General features: G+C 74.3%; 14 protein-coding genes. 5 read left to right on the top strand and 9 right to left on the bottom strand.

The genetic code is table 11. From position 1 onward, the window contains the following. Positions 1–15 precede the first annotated feature (15 nt). The 7 genes from JN535_RS04880 to JN535_RS04850 all read right to left on the bottom strand — a co-directional run bounded on the left by JN535_RS04880 (position 16) and on the right by JN535_RS04850 (position 9,814). Complete coding sequence (locus JN535_RS04880) at positions 16–873, bottom strand: putative protein N(5)-glutamine methyltransferase (protein WP_205202780.1); 858 nt, start codon at positions 871–873, stop codon at positions 16–18. A 135-nt stretch (positions 874–1,008) separates the two neighbouring features. Further along, on the bottom strand, positions 1,009–2,085 hold the full coding sequence (locus JN535_RS04875; protein ID WP_205202778.1) for an LLM class flavin-dependent oxidoreductase: 1,077 nt from the start codon (positions 2,083–2,085) through the stop codon (positions 1,009–1,011). Beyond that, a complete protein-coding gene (locus tag JN535_RS04870; RefSeq protein ID WP_205202771.1) occupies positions 2,082–3,491 on the bottom strand; it encodes an LLM class flavin-dependent oxidoreductase in 1,410 nt (469 codons plus the stop codon). The genes JN535_RS04875 and JN535_RS04870 overlap by 4 nt, the downstream gene beginning before the upstream one ends. Then, positions 3,488–4,288 carry an ABC transporter ATP-binding protein gene (locus JN535_RS04865; protein WP_205202770.1) on the bottom strand — a complete coding sequence of 267 codons (801 nt, stop codon included), beginning with the start codon at positions 4,286–4,288 and terminating at the stop codon, positions 3,488–3,490. The genes JN535_RS04870 and JN535_RS04865 overlap by 4 nt, the downstream gene beginning before the upstream one ends. Then, complete coding sequence (locus JN535_RS04860; RefSeq protein ID WP_374100476.1) at positions 4,264–5,127, bottom strand: ABC transporter permease; 864 nt, start codon at positions 5,125–5,127, stop codon at positions 4,264–4,266. The genes JN535_RS04865 and JN535_RS04860 overlap by 25 nt, the downstream gene beginning before the upstream one ends. Next, positions 5,124–6,245, bottom strand: a complete 1,122-nt coding sequence (locus JN535_RS04855) for an ABC transporter substrate-binding protein (protein WP_205202768.1) — start codon at positions 6,243–6,245, stop codon at positions 5,124–5,126. The genes JN535_RS04860 and JN535_RS04855 overlap by 4 nt, the downstream gene beginning before the upstream one ends. Before the next feature lie 1,001 nt (positions 6,246–7,246). Beyond that, positions 7,247–9,814, bottom strand: coding sequence for an ATP-dependent Clp protease ATP-binding subunit (locus JN535_RS04850; RefSeq protein WP_205202752.1), 2,568 nt, complete (start codon positions 9,812–9,814; stop codon positions 7,247–7,249). Positions 9,815–10,093: 279 nt separating this feature from the next. Between JN535_RS04850 and JN535_RS04845 the strand changes: the two genes are divergently transcribed. Beyond that, positions 10,094–10,741: a hypothetical protein gene (locus tag JN535_RS04845; RefSeq protein ID WP_240200441.1), complete on the top strand. Its 648-nt coding sequence runs from the start codon at positions 10,094–10,096 to the stop codon at positions 10,739–10,741. Positions 10,742–11,004: 263 nt separating this feature from the next. Continuing rightward, positions 11,005–11,958 carry a universal stress protein gene (locus tag JN535_RS04840; RefSeq protein ID WP_205202750.1) on the top strand — a complete coding sequence of 318 codons (954 nt, stop codon included), beginning with the start codon at positions 11,005–11,007 and terminating at the stop codon, positions 11,956–11,958. Positions 11,959–11,960: 2 nt separating this feature from the next. Here JN535_RS04840 and JN535_RS04835 read toward each other — a convergent pair whose 3' ends face one another. Beyond that, a complete protein-coding gene (locus JN535_RS04835) occupies positions 11,961–14,030 on the bottom strand; it encodes an ABC1 kinase family protein (protein WP_205202749.1) in 2,070 nt (689 codons plus the stop codon). A 131-nt stretch (positions 14,031–14,161) separates the two neighbouring features. Here JN535_RS04835 and JN535_RS04830 point away from each other — a divergent pair, with 131 nt between their 5' ends. After that, positions 14,162–14,494: a cupin gene (locus tag JN535_RS04830; RefSeq protein ID WP_205202747.1), complete on the top strand. Its 333-nt coding sequence runs from the start codon at positions 14,162–14,164 to the stop codon at positions 14,492–14,494. Positions 14,495–14,580: 86 nt separating this feature from the next. Here the strand turns inward: JN535_RS04830 and JN535_RS04825 are convergent, their stop codons facing one another. Continuing rightward, positions 14,581–15,072 carry a hypothetical protein gene (locus tag JN535_RS04825; RefSeq protein ID WP_205202745.1) on the bottom strand — a complete coding sequence of 164 codons (492 nt, stop codon included), beginning with the start codon at positions 15,070–15,072 and terminating at the stop codon, positions 14,581–14,583. Between the two features lie 112 nt (positions 15,073–15,184). Here JN535_RS04825 and JN535_RS04820 point away from each other — a divergent pair, with 112 nt between their 5' ends. Both JN535_RS04820 and JN535_RS04815 read left to right on the top strand, forming a co-directional pair. Then, positions 15,185–16,231 carry a LacI family DNA-binding transcriptional regulator gene (locus tag JN535_RS04820; protein WP_205202743.1) on the top strand — a complete coding sequence of 349 codons (1,047 nt, stop codon included), beginning with the start codon at positions 15,185–15,187 and terminating at the stop codon, positions 16,229–16,231. Between the two features lie 101 nt (positions 16,232–16,332). Next, positions 16,333–17,499: a Gfo/Idh/MocA family protein gene (locus tag JN535_RS04815; protein WP_205202741.1), complete on the top strand. Its 1,167-nt coding sequence runs from the start codon at positions 16,333–16,335 to the stop codon at positions 17,497–17,499. Positions 17,500–17,549: the final 50 nt, after the last annotated feature.

The following is a 17,549-nucleotide window of genomic DNA, read 5'->3' as shown; positions in this document are numbered from 1 at the left end:
GGCCACGGCCGTCCCTCACGGCTCGGAGGGAAGCGTGCCGACGACGATCGTCGCGCCGATCTCCTCGTCCCGGACGACACGCGCGCGCAGCCCCGCCCGGTCGAGGACGTCGACGGCGCCTGGCGCCTGTCGCTCGCCCGACTCGGTGAGCAGATGTCCGCCCGGGACGAGCCACTCGCGCGCCTCCGCCGCGACGCGGCGCAGCACGTCCAGCCCGTCGCCGCCGCCGTCGAGCGCGACGCGAGCCTCGTGGTCGCGCGCCTCGCGCGGCAGGAGCGGGATCTCGGCCGTCGGGACGTACGGCACGTTGGCGAGCAGGAGGTCGACCCGGCCGCGCAGACCCGCGGGCAGCGGGTCGAAGAGGTCGCCCTCGTACGCGGTGCCACCGACGGCCGCGACGTTGCGCCCGGCGCACGCGACGGCGGCCGGGTCGACGTCGCTCGCGTGCAGCGCCACCGCGTTCGCGCCGCCGAGGGCCGCCGCCGTGGCGAGGCCGAGCGCCCCCGCGCCGCAGCACAGGTCCACCACGACGATCGGTGACCCGCCGGGCTCACCGTCCGATCCGCCGTCGGGCAGCCCGTTCGACACCCCGCCCACGACCTGTCGCCCGAGCGCGACCGCCTCGTCGACGAGCAGCGTGGTGCGCTGGCGCGGGACGAACACCCCGGGGTCGACGGCGACCCGGAGCCCGTGGAAGTCGACGTACCCGAGGACGTGCTCGAGCGGCTCCCCCGCGACGCGGCGCGCGACGAGCGCCTCGAGGTGCGCGTCGTCGTCGGCGCGCTCGGCGAGGAGCGCGGCCTCGTCCTCCGCGAAGACGCACCCGGCGGCGCGCAGGCGGGCGGTGAGGTCGTCGAGCCGGCTCTGGTCCACGTCCGGACGGTACCCCGGGCCGGGCTGCGTCCGCCCGGGGATCGTCCGCCGCCGCGAGATCGACCCGCGCGTCCCGGATCGCCCTTCACGGGGCGACGTCCCGACGCGCGGGCCGATCGCGGCGCAGGGCGACCGTCAGTCCCGCAGGAGCGGGAGGAGCCGGGTGCCCTGGCGCTCGATCTCGCGCAGGTAGGGGGTGTCGGAGAGGACGAAGTGGGTGACGCCGAGGTCCTGGTAGCGCCGCAGCGACTTCGCGACGTCCTCCGCCGAGCCGACCAGCCACGTCGTGCCCGCTCCCCCGCCGCCGAACCGGCCGGGCGTCGTCCACAGGTTGTCGTCGAGCACCTCGCCGCGCGCCGCGAGGTCGAGCAGGCGCTCCTGCCCGACGGCGGTGCGCCGCCCCCGGTCGCGGGCGGACCACGCCTCCCCCTCCTGGGACCGTGCCGCCAGCTCCGCGACCTTCGCCTCGGCGTCGGCCCACGCCTCCTCGGTGGTGTCGCGCACGAACGTCGTGATCCGCAGCCCGAACTCGAGCGGCGCGTGCTCGCGGCCCAGCTCGGCGCTCAGGCGCTTCAGCCGGTCGATGCGCTCCGCGATCCCGTCGAGCGGCTCGCCCCAGAAGAGCTGCACGTCGGCCTCGGTCGCGGCGACGCGCTCCGCCGCCTCGGAGGCGCCGCCGAAGTAGATCCGCGGGTGGGCGCGGTCCCCGCGGGCGACGGGCCGCGGCCCGAGCGACGAGCGCGTCACGGAGAAGTGCTCGCCCGCGTACGTGACCTCTTCCTGCGTCCACAGACGCCGCACGATCTGCAGGAACTCGCGCGTGCGCGCGTACCGGTGCGCCGGGTCCGCCTCGCCGTCGCCGTACGCCTCCTGGCCGTCGGTCCCGGAGACGATGTTGACGCGGAGCCGGCCTCCGCTGAGGTGGTCCAGCGTCGCGGCGGCGGACGCGAAGTGCGCGGGCCGCCAGAACCCGGGCCGGATCGCGACGAGCGGCTCGAACGTCGTCGTGCGGGCCGCGAGCGCCGTCGCGACCGTGAACGTGTCGGGACGCCCCCAGCTCGTCCCGAGCAGCGCCCCGGCGAACCCGTGCCGCTCCAGCGCGTGCGCGTGGCTCGTCAGGGTGTCGAGGCTGTTGTGGTCCTGGACCGTGTCATCGCCGCGGTGCCCCGGGCGGACCTGGTTCGGGATGTACCAGAGGTGCTCGGTGCTCACGCGAGGGCCTCCTCTTGGACGCGCGCGCCGCCGTCGGACGAGGCTCCCACGTACCGGTTGGTGGGCCGCTCGAGCCCGTAGTGCTCGCGCAGCGTCCGGCCCTCGTACTCCTCGCGGAACAGGCCGCGCTCGCGGAGGACGGGCAGCACGTGCTCGACGAACCGCTCGAGCCCCGACGGCAGCACCGCGGGCATGATGTTGAACCCGTCGGCGGCCTCGGCGTCGTACCAGTCCTGGATCGCGTCGGCGACCTGCTCGGGCGTGCCCGCGACCGTGCGATGACCCCGCCCTCCCCCGAGGCGCCCGATGAGCTGGCGCACCGTGAGGCGCTCACGCCGGGCGAGCTCCACGATGAGCGTGTAGCGGCTCTTGGCGCCCTCGATCTCGTCCTCGGTGGGCAACCCGTCGGGCAGCTCGCGGTCGAGCGGCAGGTCCTCGGGCGCGAGGCGCAGCGTCTTCGCGAGCTGGGCGCGCGCGTACTCGGGGACGATGAGGTCGTCGAGCTCGCGCTCCTGGGCGAGCGCCTCCGCCTCGGTCGACCCGATGACGGGGACGATGCCGGGCAGGATCTTCACCGTGTCCGGGTCCCGGCCGACGGCGGCCGCCCGGGCCTTGAGGTCGCGGTAGAACGCCTGGGCGTCGTCGAGCGTCTGGTGCGCGGTGAACACCGCCTCGGCGTAGCGCGCGGCGAGGTCCTTGCCGTCCTCGGACGACCCGGCCTGCACGATGAGCGGCCTGGCCTGCGGCGAGCGCGGCGTCGTGAGCGCGCCGTGCACGGAGAAGTGGGCGCCGACGTGGCCGGGCGCGTGGATCTTGCTCGCGTCCGCCCACACGCCCGCGGCCTTGTCGGCGAGCACGGCGTCGTCCTCCCACGAGTCCCAGAGCCGGAACGCGACGTCGAGGAACTCCGCCGCGCGCTCGTACCGGACCACGTGGGCCGGCTGGTCGTCGAGGCCGAAGTTGCGCGCGATGTCCGGCCCCGCCGTCGTCACGACGTTCCACCCGGCCCGGCCGCCGGAGACGTGGTCGATCGACGCGAACCGGCGCGCGAGGTTGTACGGCGAGTTGTACGTCGTGGACGCCGTCGCGATGAGCCCGATGCGCTCGGTCACGGTCGCGATCGCCGTGAGGACGATGAGCGGGTCGAGCGACCCGGCCGGGCGGCGACCGACGTCGGACCGCAGACCCGGCCCGTCGGCGAAGAAGATCGAGTCGAGCTTCCCGGCCTCCGCGACCTGCGCGAGGCGCTGCAGGTGCGCGATGTTCGTCGACGTCCACGACGGGTCGCTCTCGGGCAGCCGCCACGACGCCTCGTGGTGGCCCGTGCTCATGAGGAACGCGTTGAGGTGCAGGCGGCCGGGGCGGTGGCCGTCGCCAGGGGTCGGCGTGCTGGTGGGCCGTGTCATGCGGCGGTGTCCTTCCTGTCGTCCCGGACCACGCCGAGCGCGTCGAGCAGCTCGGTGCGGAGCAGGGAGAAGCGGGGGTCGGCGGGGTCGCGGACCTCGCCGGGGCGGTAGCTCTGGTCGATGCGGCGCTCGGCCGCGATGCGCCCCTCGTCGAGCACGACGACGCGGTCCGCGAGGACGATCGCCTCGTCCACGTCGTGCGTCACGAGCAGGACGGCGGGGCGGTGCCGCGCGCACAGGTCGCGCAGGAGCGCGTGCATGCGGATGCGGGTCAGGGCGTCGAGCGCGCCGAACGGCTCGTCGGCGAGCAGGAGCCGCGGGGAACGCACGAGCGAGCGGGCGAGCGACACGCGCTGCTGCTCGCCGCCCGAGAGCTCGTTGGGCCACGCGCGCTCGCGCCCGGCGAGCCCCACCTCGGCGAGGCTCGCGCGGCCGGCGTCACGCGCGGCGCTCCGGCCGCGCGCCCCGGCGACCAGGCCGAGCACCACGTTCTCCAGCACCCGCGCCCACGGCAGGAGCCGCGAGTCCTGGAAGACGACGGACACCTGGTCCGGCACGACGACCTCGCCCGAGCCGTCGACCCCGTGGTCGAGCGCGGCGAGCGCGCGCAGGAGCGTGCTCTTGCCCGAGCCCGAGCGGCCCAGGATCGCGACGAACTCGCCGTCGTCCACGGTGAGGTCGAGGCCGTCGAGGATCCGCTTCTCCCCGTACGACCGCACGAGCGAGCGGACCCGCACGGCCCCGACCGCCGTCGGGTGGGCCTCCGCCGGGATCAGTCCTCCAGCGTGCGCCGCCACGACAGCACCTTCCTCTGCAGGAGGCGGACCGCGAGGTCCGCGGAGTAGCCCAGCACGCCGTACACCACGAGGCCGACGAGGATGACCTCCGTCTGCCCGTACGTCCGCGCGAGCTCCATCATGTAGCCGATGCCGGCCGTCGCGTTGACCTGCTCGACGACGACGAGCGCGAGCATCGACCCGGTCACCGCGAACCGCAGGCCCAGGAAGAACCCGGGCAGCGCGCCGGGCAGGATCACGCGGCGCACGAACTGCCAGCGCGAGAGCTGCACCGTCTCGGCGAGCTCGACGTAGCGGCTGTCGATCGCCCGCAGACCGTTGTGCGTGTGCAGGTAGATCGGGATGAGCACGCCGAGCGCGATGGTGACGACCTTCATCTCCTCGCCGATCCCGAACCACAGGATGAGCAGCGGCAGGAGCGCGAGGTTGGGGATGGCGCGCTTGACCTGGATCGGGCCGTCGAGCACCGCGTCGCCCACCCGGCTCAGCCCGGCGGCGAGCGCGAGCACGACGCCCACGACGAGGCCGGACGCGAGCCCGAGCGCCGCACGCGTGAGGGACACCCCGAGGTGCGCGCCGAGCTTGCCGTCGGCGACGAGCTCCGCGCCGGTCGTCACGACCGTCCACGGTGCGGAGAGCACGCGCGGGTCGATGAGCCCCGTGGCGGAGCCGACCGACCAGACGCCCACGAGGAGCGTCACCCCGACGAGCGCCGCGAGCGGGATCGGCCGGCCGAGCCCCAGGCGCGTGCCGCGGGGGCGCACGTCCGTGGTGGCCGCGGGTGCGTCGTCGAGCCGTGGTCCCGCGAGGTCCACCCGGTCGACGACCGCCGCGCTCACTGCGCTCCCCCGTCCCGCGCCGCGGCCGCCGCCTCGCCCGCGACGGGGCCGAAGCGCTCGTCGAACAGGTCGGTCGCGTCGAACGGCTCCTGGTCGAGCTCGGTCGCCAGCAGATCGATCGTCGCCTGGGTGCGCTCGATGCCCTCGGTGAGGTCGGACGGGATGTCGGGGACCGGAGCGTGGTCGACGAGGTACTGCGCGTCCTCCTCGCTCAGCCCCTGGTCCTCGACGTAGTACCCCTGCTTCCACTCCTCGGGGTGCTCGTCGATCCAGACCTTCGCCGCCGCCCACGCAGCGACGTACTCGCGCAGCGCCGCGGCCTTCGCCGGGTCCCGCACGACGTCGGTCGGTCCGTAGAGGTGCGAGGCGTCGTCGCGCAGGTGGTGCTTGACCGACGTCGCACCGTCGGCCTCGTACGTGCTCAGGTAGCGGAAGAGCTGCGTGCCGCCCAGCGGGGCGATGTCGACCTCGCCCGCGGCGAGCGCCGTCGAGTACACGTCGCCCGTGCTCGGCAGCTCGACCAGCTCGACGTCGTCCTGGGTGAGGCCCGCCTCCTGGAGCGCCTTGAGCACGATCGCGCCCTGCGCCTGGCCCGGGCTGAACGCGATGCGGTGGCCGCGGAAGTCCTCGAGCGAGCCGAGCTCGACGCCCGGCGCGCCCGCGAACTCGTAGATCGGCGCGTCCTCCCAGTTCTCGCGGTAGATCGACGCGTAGATCTGCACGTCCAGGCCCGTCCACGTCGCGTGGATCGGCGGGATCTCGGCCACCGCGCCGACGTCGAGCGACCCGGCGCGGAACGCCTCGGTCGTCGCGGGGCCGCCGGAGATGTTGGCCCACTCGATCTCGAACGAGAAGTCGCTGTCGAGGTCGTCGCCGGCGAGCTCGAACGCCTTCTGCGTCGTGGGGTCGCCGATGCGCAGGACCGTCCCCTCCGGGACCTCGGTGGGCAGCTCGGCGTCGGCGGCGAGGGTCGCGCCGTCGGCCGGGTCGGCGCCGCCGGAGGCCTCCGCAGCGCTGCACGCACCGGTGGCGAGCAGCGTGACGAGGCCGAGCGCGACGGCGGTCGCCCGGCGACGGCCGGGCGGTGCGGGCGGACGGGCGAGCGGGTGTGCGGGCATGACGAGTCCTCTCGGGGAGAGCGCACCGGGGCATGCGGAAGCCGCGCGCGGGAGGTGAGCGGTGAACGGGCCCGACGGCGGCCGGGGCGGCCGTCGGTCCGTGCGTCGACGTGCTCAGCGGCACGGGGTCGGACGACACGCGGCGCAGCGACACGCCCGCGAGTCGAGCGCGCGACGACACGCGAGGCCGGGCACGTGCCCGGCGTCGGCGGCGGGGACGGCGACAAGGCCCCCCGGTGTCGTCTGCATGCGGGCGACTGTGCCAGCACGCGCACCACCCGGAAAGGGGCACCGCGCCCCGTCCCACGAGGAGGACGAACGTAACGCCGTGCAACGCCTGCACCGAGAGAGATCTCCGGTCGCCCGAGGCAGAACCCTGGTTGCGCGAGGTAGAGCCGTGGTCCCACGAAGTAGAGCCGTGGTCGCCCGAGGTAGAGCCGTGGTCCCACGAGGGAGAACCATGGTCATCGCGTCAGACGGCGGTCGGCGGTCTGCGCGGCCGGACTGTCCGGCATGGACGTGCCCGACGGCGGTCGGCCGCCACCCCGGGTTGGGACGCCGCCCGACGCGGCCGGGTCGCCGATCGTCACCGAGACCGCACCGGTCCGGATCCCGTTCGCGACAGCCCGACGAGACGACGCGGGCGAACTCCACACACCACGGGCAGTCGCCCGGGGGAGCCACGACCAGGGCGAGACGACGCCGGTCGGGGTGGGTGGTGGTGCCGCGTCGTGGTCGGGCCTGGCGGGAGCCGCGAGGAACGAGCGGTGGATGGTAGACGCGGCACCACCACCCACCCCGACCACCCAGGGCGACCACACGCCGTCGAGAACAGGAACCACGGTTCTACCTCGCGCTACCACGGTTCTAGCTCGGCGGACCACGGTTCTACGTCGGCGGACGACGACGGGCCCCGACCCTCCCGGAGGAGGATCGGGGCCCGTGTGTCAGGCGGCTGCCGCTGGGCAGACGTCGTCAGGCTCTCAGGAGCGGATCACCACTCACTCGGCGCCGGCCTGCAGCTCGCCCGTCGGGGGCAGGTCGCGGACCGAGACGCCGGTCGGGGCGTCGAGCGCGGCGGCCGCGCCCACGCTCACCGGGCCGCGGTCGTGCTCACCCTTGGAGACACCGCGGAAGGTGAACTCCCCGAGCAGGCCCTCGCCCTCGGCGTCGACCAGGACGATCTCGCCGGCCTTGAGCTCGCCGAACAGGATCTTCTCGGACAGCACGTCCTCGATGTCGCGCTGGATCGCGCGACGCAGCGGACGAGCGCCCAGGACCGGGTCGTAGCCCTTCTCGGCGAGCAGGACCTTCGCCGCCGGGGTGAGCTCGATGCCCATGTCCTTGTCCCGCAGGCGGGTGTCGAGACGGGCGATCATGAGGTCGACGATCTGGATGATCTCGTCCTGCGAGAGCTGCGGGAAGACCACCACGTCGTCGACGCGGTTGAGGAACTCGGGGCGGAAGTGCTGCTTGAGCTCCTCGTTGACCTTCGCCTTCATGCGCTCGTAGGACGTGACCAGGTCGCCGCCGGCGTTGAAGCCGGTCTGCACGCCCTTGGCGATGTCCCGCGTGCCGAGGTTGGTCGTCATGATGATGACGGTGTTCTTGAAGTCCACGACACGGCCCTGCGAGTCGGTCAGGCGACCGTCCTCGAGGATCTGCAGGAGCGAGTTGAAGATGTCCGCGTGGGCCTTCTCCACCTCGTCGAACAGGACGACCGAGAACGGCTTGCGCCGCACCTTCTCGGTGAGCTGACCGCCCTCGTCGTACCCGACGTAGCCGGGAGGCGAGCCGAACAGCCGCGAGACGGTGTGCTTCTCGGAGAACTCCGACATGTCGAGCTGGATGAGCGCGTCCTCGTCCCCGAAGAGGAACTCGGCGAGCGCCTTGGCCAGCTCGGTCTTCCCGACGCCCGTCGGGCCGGCGAAGATGAACGAACCACCGGGGCGCTTGGGGTCCTTGAGGCCCGCACGCGTACGGCGGATGGCCTGCGACAGCGCCTTGATCGCGGCCTCCTGGCCGACGACGCGCTTGTGCAGCTCGTCCTCCATGTGCAGCAGGCGGCTGGACTCCTCCTCGGTGAGCTTGAAGACCGGGATGCCCGTGGCCATGGCCAGGACCTCGGCGATCAGCTCCTCGTCCACCTCGGCGACGGTGTCCAGGTCACCGGACTTCCACGCCTTCTCCTTGTCGGCGCGCTTCGCGGTGAGCTGCTTCTCCTTGTCGCGCAGGCCGGCGGCCTTCTCGAAGTCCTGCGCGTCGATCGCGGACTCCTTCTCGCGACGTGCCTCGGCGATCTCCTCGTCGAGCTCCTTGAGCTCCGGCGGAGCCGTCATGCGGCGGATGCGCAGGCGCGCGCCCGCCTCGTCGATGAGGTCGATCGCCTTGTCCGGGAGGAACCGGTCGTTGATGTACCGGTCCGCGAGCGTGGCCGCGGAGACGAGCGCGGAGTCCGTGATGGACACGCGGTGGTGCGCCTCGTAGCGGTCGCGCAGGCCCTTGAGGATCTCGATCGCGTGGTTGAGCGACGGCTCGGCGACCTGGATCGGCTGGAAGCGGCGCTCCAGGGCCGGGTCCTTCTCGACGTGCTTGCGGTACTCGTCGAGCGTCGTCGCGCCGATGGTCTGCAGCTCGCCGCGCGCGAGCATCGGCTTGAGGATGCTCGCGGCGTCGATCGCGCCCTCGGCGGCGCCCGCACCGACGAGGGTGTGGATCTCGTCGATGAACAGGATGATGTCGCCGCGCGTGCGGATCTCCTTGAGCACCTTCTTCAGGCGCTCCTCGAAGTCACCGCGGTAGCGCGAGCCGGCCACGAGGGCGCCGAGGTCGAGCGTGTAGAGCTGCTTGTCCTTGAGCGTCTCGGGCACGTCGCCGCGCACGATGTCCTGCGCCAGGCCCTCGACGACGGCGGTCTTGCCGACGCCGGGCTCGCCGATGAGGACGGGGTTGTTCTTGGTACGACGGCTGAGCACCTGCATGACGCGCTCGATCTCGAGGCTGCGCCCGATGACCGGGTCGAGCTTGCCCTCGCGCGCGGCCTGGGTGAGGTTGCGCCCGAACTGGTCGAGCACGGCCGACCCCGACGGCTGGCCCTCCGCGGGGCCGCCCGCGGCGACGGGCTCCTTGCCCTGGTAGCCGGACAGGAGCTGGATGACCTGCTGGCGCACCTTGTTGAGGTCGGCGCCCATCTTGGTCAGGACCTGGGCGGCGACGCCCTCGCCCTCGCGGATGAGGCCGAGCAGGATGTGCTCGGTGCCGATGTAGTTGTGGCCGAGCTGGAGCGCCTCGCGCAGCGACAGCTCGAGCACCTTCTTGGCGCGCGGCGTGAACGGGATGTGCCCGCTCGGGGCCTGCTGGCCCTCGCCGATGATCTCGGTCACCTGGGTGCGGACGCCGTCGAGGGAGATCCCGAGGGACTCCAGCGCCTTGGCCGCGACACCCTCGCCCTCGTGGATGAGGCCGAGGAGGATGTGCTCGGTGCCGATGTAGTTGTGGTTGAGCATCCGCGCCTCTTCCTGGGCGAGGACGACGACCCGACGGGCTCGGTCTGTGAATCTCTCGAACATGTGCTGCTCCTCGTGAGCGGCGTACACCTGCCCGCCGGACGACGGGTACAAGCCTGACCGCATTGACTCTATGCGGTCCGAACGAGCCCCACCCCCTCCGTATGCCCTTGTTCGCCAGGGGCGTGAAAGAGGGGTCGGCCCGTGACCTGCGGGCGCGCCGGACGCCGTCGTGCGCAGATCACCCGGCCCGACACGCGCGCGGCGCGTTGACCGCGACGTGCACCCCGGGCAGGCTCGGGAGTGCGCCGCGCACGGACGGCCAGAAGGGTGGCGAGAGCGATGCACCAGCCGGACCAGCAGCCCGAGGACCCCACCGCGCCGGGAGCCGACGAGCGTGACCTGCGACCCGCGGGCGCGCCCGTGACGTGGGAGCAGGTCGTCGCCCGCTTCCAGGGCGTCGTCGCCGAGGTGGACGACCCGCTGACCTGGGGCCTCGACCTCGACGAGGAGACGCTCACGGGTGCCGGGCACGGCGCGCACGACCCCGCGGAGGAGCGGTTCCTGCGCTCCTACGTGTCGTTCACGGGCGAGACGCTCGACGTCGAGACGTTGCGCGTGCTGGCGGCCCACGACGAGCAGGCGGAGGACATCGTCCGCACCGCGCTCAGCGGGGCGCTCGCCGCGCCGCTGCACTCCGACAACCCGGGCGACGACGACTTCCTCGACTCCTACCAGGAGTACCGCGCCGCGATGCGCGCGATCGTCGAGGAGGTCGACGTCGCGCCGGTCACGCGCGCCACGTTCGTGGTCGACGGCGCGGCGCGCGCCTGCCTGCACGTCACGGTGCGGGAGCACACGGCGGTGTACGTCCCGCTGGACGACCGCGCGCTCGTCGTCTCAGGCCCCGCTGACCTGCTCGCGCGCGTCGACGTCGTGACGCGCCCGCTGCGGAACATCCTCCAGGACGAGCCCGAGCCGAGGTTCTGACGCCCCGGCCGGCCCGACGCCGAACCCGGGGTCGCAGTCATCCAGGCCGCCGAACCCGGGGATACGGGTGGGTTCGGCGGCCTGGGTGACGACAACCCCGGGTTCGGCGACCTCCGGTGACCCTCGGCGTCGATCCGGGACGGGTGTCCCGGGCGGAGCGTGGCAGCGCGGCCTAGGGTCGAGTCAGCACCGGTTGCCGGCGACGGCGCCGGGACAGCACGCCGACGGCGCACGCGGTCGGCCGACCGGGCGGAGGTGGCAGGATGCGCGGCGTGATCGTCGGTGTGGACGGTTCGGAGGAGTCCGGTGGCGCGCTCGACTGGGCGCTGCGCGAGGCGGCGGACCGGGGCGTGCCGCTGACGGCCGCGCTCGCGTTCGAGTCCCGTCAGGCCTCGGGCGGAGGCCCGGACCTGGTAGCCGAGGAGAAGCGGGCGCTGGTCCAGGAGTGGCTGGACGCCGCGCACGCGCGCACGGGGCTCGCACCGGGCGCGGTGCCGACGGCGGCGGTCGCCGAGCGCGGCAGCCCCGCGGCGGTCCTCCTCGCCCTCGCCCAGCCCGGCACCTCCCAGCCCGTGCAGGACGACGTGCGGCCCGACCCGGGCGACGACGACCACGCCGACCTGCTCGTCGTCGGGCGCTGCGGCCGGGGACGCCTGGGGCGCATGGTCCTCGGGTCGGTGCCGACCGCCGTCGTGCAGCACGCGACCGTCCCCGTGACGGTGGTGCGCGGCACGCCCGACATGCGCCACGACCACGCGCGGCCCGTCGTGGTCGGGGTCGACGGATCGTCGACGTCGGTCCAGGCGCTACGGCACGGCGCGGACGTCGCGCGGCGCACCGGAGCGACGCTCGAGGTCCTGTTCTGCTGGCAGATCGTGTCGCTCGCGCCGCTCCCCGACTCGTGGGGGTGGACGCCGCCGATCGACGACTACGAGAAGTTCGCCTCCCAGAAGCTCGACGCCGCGCTCGAGGCCGCGGGGATCGACCTGCCCGACGAGCGCCTCGTGCGCAGCGTGAAGCACGTGCACGCCGCGAAGGGGGTCATCGAGGCGTCGTCGCACGCGGAGCGGCTCGTGCTCGGCAACCGCGGGGTCGGCGGGTTCGACCGGCTGCTGCTCGGGTCGGTGAGCCGGCACGCGGTCGAGTACGCGCACTGCCCGGTCACGGTCGTCCGGCCCCCGGACGCGACGCACCCCTCGGGCGCGCACGACTCCTGAGGTCACTCCCGACGTACCGCCGTACCCCGGAACGCGAAGACGAGGACGCGGACGGCGAGCACGGTGCCGACGAACCCGAGCGCCGCTCCGAGGACGGCGAAGAGGCGCAGGCCCTCGGCGAGCTCGGGGCCGGAGTCCGCGGAGACCAGCACGACCGCCGCCACGACGGCCGCGGCAGCGATGACGGTGGACACGACCTGCTGCACGAGTCCCGTGAGGAACGCGCGGTCCTCGGGGTGCGCGAACGACCGCACGTTGACGGTGAGCCGCCCGGCCTCGACGTCGCTCGTGATCTTGGCGAGGCGACGCGGGAGCCGTTCGAGCTCGGGTGCCAGGCCGAGGAAGAGGCTCGTCGCGCGCTCGCGCAGGCCCTCGGGCGTGGCGACGCGGCGCACGAGCGGCTGGGCGGTCGCGCGGGCCCCGGCCACGAGGTCGAACCCGGGGTCGATCAGGCGCAGCGTCCCTTCGAGCGACGTGAACGTGCGGAACGCGGCGGCGACCTGCGACGGCACGGCGAGCCCGGCGTCGGTGACGAGCCGGAACAGCGCGGTGAACATCGCGCCGCTCGCACCGGCGCCGCGGAACCGCACGATCACCTGCCCGACGGCGCGCTCCAGGCGGCGCACGTCGAGGTCGGCCGGGGCGTCGAGCAGCTCGAGCAGGGCGTCGGTCGCGGCGACGGCGTCGTCGGCGTCGACCGCGAGCAGCACGGCCGCGAGCGCCAGGCGCTCGGGCTCGCCGAGGCGCCCGACGGAGCCCATGTCGAGCAGGCCGAGCCGACCGTCGTCGGTGACGAGCACGTTGCCCGGGTGCAGGTCGGCGTGGAACGTGCCCGCGACGAGCACCTGCTCGAGCGTCGCGGTGAGGAGCCGGGACGCGAGGTCGGCGCGCACGGCGCCGTCCAGGCCCGCGAGGACGTCGCCCGCGCGGCCGACGGGGACACCGTCGAGCCGTTCCATGACGAGCAGGGTCGTGCCGGAGAGCTCGGGGTAGACCTCCGGGACGCGGACGCGCGGCCCCGCGCCCAGGGCGGCCCCGCCCTCGCCGTGCAGAGGCCGGTCTCCCTCCGCACCTCGCGCGAGCGCCGCGCGCAGCGCGAGCGTGTTCTCCAGCTCGACCGTGTAGTCGAGCTCCTCGCGCAGCGACGCCGCGAAGCCGTCGGCGAGGTCGACGACACCGAGCGACCTCCCCCACGCGGTGTCGCGCTCGATGCGGCGCGCCAGCCGCCCGAGGATCGCGAGGTCCGTCTCGACCTGCGCCCGTGCGCCGGGGCGCTGGACCTTGACCACGACGTCCCGCCCGTCGAGCAGCCGTGCCGCGTGCACCTGCCCGACCGACGCCGACGCGAGCGGCTCGGGCGAGAACTCGGCGAACGCCTCGTCGACGGGGCGACCGAGCGCAGCGTCGACGGCCGCCTCGACCTGCGACCAGGGCGCGGGCGGGACCTCGCTCTGGAGGGTTGACAGTGCGTCGGCGAACGCGCCCGGGAGCAGGTCGCGCCGCGTCGAGAGGACCTGGCCGAACTTCACGAACGTCACGCCCGCGTCGCTCAGGGCGTTGCGCAGCGCGGCGGCCTGGCGGCGCTGGTCGGTGCGCGACAGCCGCGACCCGTCGGGCTGCCGTGCCCCGCGCGTGAGCGCCCCGCCGAGGCCGTGCCGGACGCCGATCGCGAGGATCTGCGCGTACCGCCGGGTCTCGCGACGCCCCTGCCGCAGGCCGCGCAGCGCGCGCCACGGCCCGGGCACCGACCCCGTGGGGACCAGCAGCTCGAGCACGAGCAGCACGCACAGCCCCAGCACGAACGCCCACGCGAACGCGAGGACGACCGCCACGAGCGCGACGCCGGGCGCGACGGTGAGCGTCCCGTCCGCGCGCGACCAGCCGGCGTCGAGCAGGCCGTTCGTGAGCACCCACGACGCCACGGAGAGCATGGCGAAGGCCACCACCGCGGAGCGGATCCAACCGACCGACGCCCCCATGACGCGCCGCGCAGTCGCCGCGAGGAGCAGGAGCATGACGACGGTGAGGGCGAAGCCGACGAGGCCGATGAAGAACCCGGAGACGACCTGCATGACCGTCACTCTTCCCGACGCCGCCCCGAATCACCACCACACGCCCGGGCGGCCGTCCTCACCACGCGCCGGGACGGGCACCACGACGGCTTGCGCGGCATGATGGAGCTTCCCGACAGGTCGGAGCCCCGATGACGAACGTCGACCTTCTCACCGACGCGCACCTCACGAACGCGCGGACCGCCCCGAACGGGCGCAGCGCCGAGGTCGTGCTGCACGACGGTCCCCTGCGTCAGACGATCCTCGCGCTGCGCGCGGGCGTCGAGCTCGGTGAGCACAACTCGCCGCCCGCCGCGTCGATCCAGGTGCTGCGCGGCCGCGTGCGCGTCACCGCGCTCGGCGAGGGCGACGTCGAGCTGGGCGCGGGAGAGCTGCGCGTCCTCACGCACGAGCGGCACGCCGTGGGAGCCATCGAGGACTCCGCGTTCCTGCTCACGACGGTGACGAGCATCCCGGACGCCTGAGCGACGGCGCACGATCTCGGTCGCGCCGAGCCCGGGTTCTCGGGTCGGGCTCGACCGTGCGCGGCGACCCCGGGTTCTGCGGGTCGTCAGCGCCGCACGGCCCACGCCGCGAGAGTGAGCGCGACGGCGTCCTCCGCGACCGCGCCGGGCCAGTCGGGGCGCGACCCGACGGCGAGGCGTCGCCACGCCGCGCCGCCCCACGTCCCGACGGCCGCGCCCGCGGCACCGGCCGCCGCGGCGGCGACGAGGCCCGCGGGACCCGTGCGGCGCCGGGCGAGGAGGACCCCGCCGACCGCGCCGCTCCCCAGCCGGAACACGGGTCCGGGCCCGGCGAGCCGGCTCGGCGTCTGCGGCAGCTTGTCGCCGACCATCTCTCCCACGACCCCGGCGGCGGCGCCGGCGCGCGCGAGGAGGCCGGGCCCGCCGGACCCGTCCCGCGACCCGCCCGCGACCCACCCCGCGAGCACGGGCGCCGCGACACCGAGGCTGCTGCGCGACCCCGCGGCGACGCCGAGCGCGAGCGCCCGGGCGAGGAGCGCCGTCGTGCCGGGCCTGGGTGCTGCACCGTGAGACGTCATGGGGTTCCTCCTGCGGCTCGTCGGCCGTGCGGTGGGTGCCGGTCTCGTCGAACGTAACCGCTCCGGGCGCGGCCCACCCGGGCTGCGGGAGCGGTCCCGCTAGCCTGGGTCCGTGCCCGGACCCACTCTGAGCGAGGTCGCGCGCGACGCCGGCGTCTCCCTCGCGACCGCCTCCCGCGCGATCAACGGGAGCGCGAACCGCACGGTGCGCCCCGACCTCCGGGAACGAGTGCTCGCGTCCGCCCGCCGGCTCGGCTACTCGCCGGACCCGAGCGCCCAGGCCATGGCGCGCGGCCGCACGACGAGCGTGGGCCTCGTGGTGCACGACATCGCGGACCCGTACTTCTCCTCCCTCGCGGCGGGTGTCGCCGACGCGGCCGACCGCGACGGGCTCATCGTCACGCTCACGAGCACGCGGCACTCGCCCGAGCGCGAGCGCGCGTTCGTCGAGCTCATGGACCGCCAGCGCGCGCGAGCGGTCGTGCTGGGCGGCGGGCGGCTCGCGGAGGACGCCGACGGCGCGCTGCGCGGCGCGCTCGAGCGCTACCGCGCGTCGGGGGGCGGGGTCTCGCTCGTGGGCCAGCCGCTCGGCGACCTGCCCGCGGTGGAGATCGCCAACGCCGACGGCGCCGCGGACCTCGCGCGGGCCCTGCACGGCCTGGGCTACCGCGCGTTCGGCGTGCTCGCGGGCCCGGCCGGCCACCGCACCGCCCTGGACCGGGCACGCGGCTTCACCGAGGCGCTGGCCACCCTGGGCTCTCCCGTCGCTCCGGAGGCGGTCGTCGAGTGCGCGTTCACGCGCGACGGCGGCCACGGCGGGATGCGCGAGCTGCTCGACCGCGTCGGCCCGGCACGCCGGTCCGCGGGCACCCCGCCCGTCGCCGTCTTCGCGGTGAACGACGTCATGGCGGTCGGGGCGATGGCCGCGGCACGCGAGGCGCGGCTGCGCGTCCCCGAGGACGTCGCCGTGGCGGGCTTCGACGACATCGTGACCCTGCGCGACGTCACGCCCGGCCTCACGACGGTGCGCATCCCGCTCGCGCAGGTCGGGGAGCAGGCCCTCGCGCTGGCGCTCGCGCCGCCCGACGCCGACTCCGAGCCCCCGCGGGTCGAGATCCGCGGCGAGGTCGTGCTCCGCGAGTCCACGCCCCGGCTCTGACGCACCCTGTTGACGCGAGAAAACGGTTCCCCTACGCTCGCGGAAAGCGCATTCCGCGTTCGGCCAGGCGCCGGACGCCCGACCGACGACGGAGCCGATCGATGACCACCACCCGAACCCTGCGGATCGCCATGAACGGCGTGACCGGCCGCATGGGGTACCGCCAGCACCTCGTCCGCTCGATCCTGCCGATCCGCGAGCAGGGCGGCGTCGAGCTCCCCGACGGCACGCGACTCCAGGTCGAGCCGGTGCTCGTCGGGCGCAACGAGACGAAGCTCCGCGAGCTCGCCGCACGGCACGACGTCGAGCACTGGACCACGGACCTCGACGGCACGATCGTCGACCCCGCGACCGACGTCGTCTTCGACGCCTCGATGACCGCGCTGCGCGCCAAGACGCTCACCAAGGCGATGCAGGCCGGCAAGCACGTGTACACCGAGAAGCCGACGGCAGAGACGCTCGCCGAGGCGATCGACCTCGCCCGGCTGCGCGAGGAGACCGGCGTGACCGCCGGCGTCGTGCACGACAAGCTGTACCTGCCCGGCCTCGTCAAGCTCCGCCGCCTCGTCGACGAGGGCTTCTTCGGTCGCATCCTGTCCCTGCGCGGCGAGTTCGGCTACTGGGTGTTCGAGGGCGACCACCAGGCCGCGCAGCGCCCGTCGTGGAACTACCGCGCCGAGGACGGCGGCGGGATGACGACCGACATGTTCTGCCACTGGAACTACGTGCTCGAGGGCATCCTCGGGTCGGTCAAGACCGTCACCGCGCAGACCACGACCCACATCCCGACCCGTTGGGACGAGCAGGGCACGGAGTACGCCGCGACCGCCGACGACGCCGCGTACGGGATCTTCGAGGTCGAGACGCCGAGCGGCGACCCCGTCGTCGCGCAGATCAACTCCTCCTGGGCCGTGCGCGTCTACCGCGACGAGCTCGTCGAGTTCCAGGTGGACGGCACGCACGGCTCCGCCGTCGCCGGGCTGCGCAGGTGCGTCGCCCAGCAGCGCGCCCACACCCCCAAGCCCGTGTGGAACCCCGACCTGCCCGTCACCGAGCCGTTCCGCGACCAGTGGCTCGAGGTCCCCGCGAACGCCGACCTCGACAACGGCTTCAAGGCCCAGTGGGAGGAGTTCCTGCGCGACGTCGCCGCCGGCCGCCCGCACCGCTACGACCTGCTCTCCGCGGCGCGCGGCGTCCAGCTCGCCGAGCTGGGGCTCCGCTCGTCGGCCGAGGGCCGCCGCCTCGACGTGCCGGAGATCGTGCTGTGACCGCGCCGACGACCGAGGCTCCCGGCGCGCGCGAGCTGCGCGACCGGGAC

The organism is Cellulosimicrobium cellulans (genome assembly GCF_016921195.1).
GTDB classification, from domain to species: Bacteria; Actinomycetota; Actinomycetes; order Actinomycetales; family Cellulomonadaceae; genus Cellulosimicrobium; species Cellulosimicrobium cellulans_F.
The sequence above is the reverse complement of the archived record's forward strand: the minus strand, read 5'-3'. Positions and strand labels throughout refer to the sequence as shown.

Coding starts and splice junctions, on each gene's coding strand:
- JN535_RS04870 (WP_205202771.1), bottom strand. CDS start 3,491: ATGACACGGCCCACCAGCACGCCGACCCCTGGCGACGGCCACCGCCCC.
- JN535_RS04855 (WP_205202768.1), bottom strand. CDS start 6,245: ATGCCCGCACACCCGCTCGCCCGTCCGCCCGCACCGCCCGGCCGTCGC.
- JN535_RS04850 (WP_205202752.1), bottom strand. CDS start 9,814: ATGTTCGAGAGATTCACAGACCGAGCCCGTCGGGTCGTCGTCCTCGCC.
- JN535_RS04845 (WP_240200441.1), top strand. CDS start 10,094: ATGCACCAGCCGGACCAGCAGCCCGAGGACCCCACCGCGCCGGGAGCC.
- JN535_RS04840 (WP_205202750.1), top strand. CDS start 11,005: ATGCGCGGCGTGATCGTCGGTGTGGACGGTTCGGAGGAGTCCGGTGGC.
- JN535_RS04835 (WP_205202749.1), bottom strand. CDS start 14,030: ATGCAGGTCGTCTCCGGGTTCTTCATCGGCCTCGTCGGCTTCGCCCTC.
- JN535_RS04830 (WP_205202747.1), top strand. CDS start 14,162: ATGACGAACGTCGACCTTCTCACCGACGCGCACCTCACGAACGCGCGG.
- JN535_RS04825 (WP_205202745.1), bottom strand. CDS start 15,072: ATGACGTCTCACGGTGCAGCACCCAGGCCCGGCACGACGGCGCTCCTC.
- JN535_RS04815 (WP_205202741.1), top strand. CDS start 16,333: ATGACCACCACCCGAACCCTGCGGATCGCCATGAACGGCGTGACCGGC.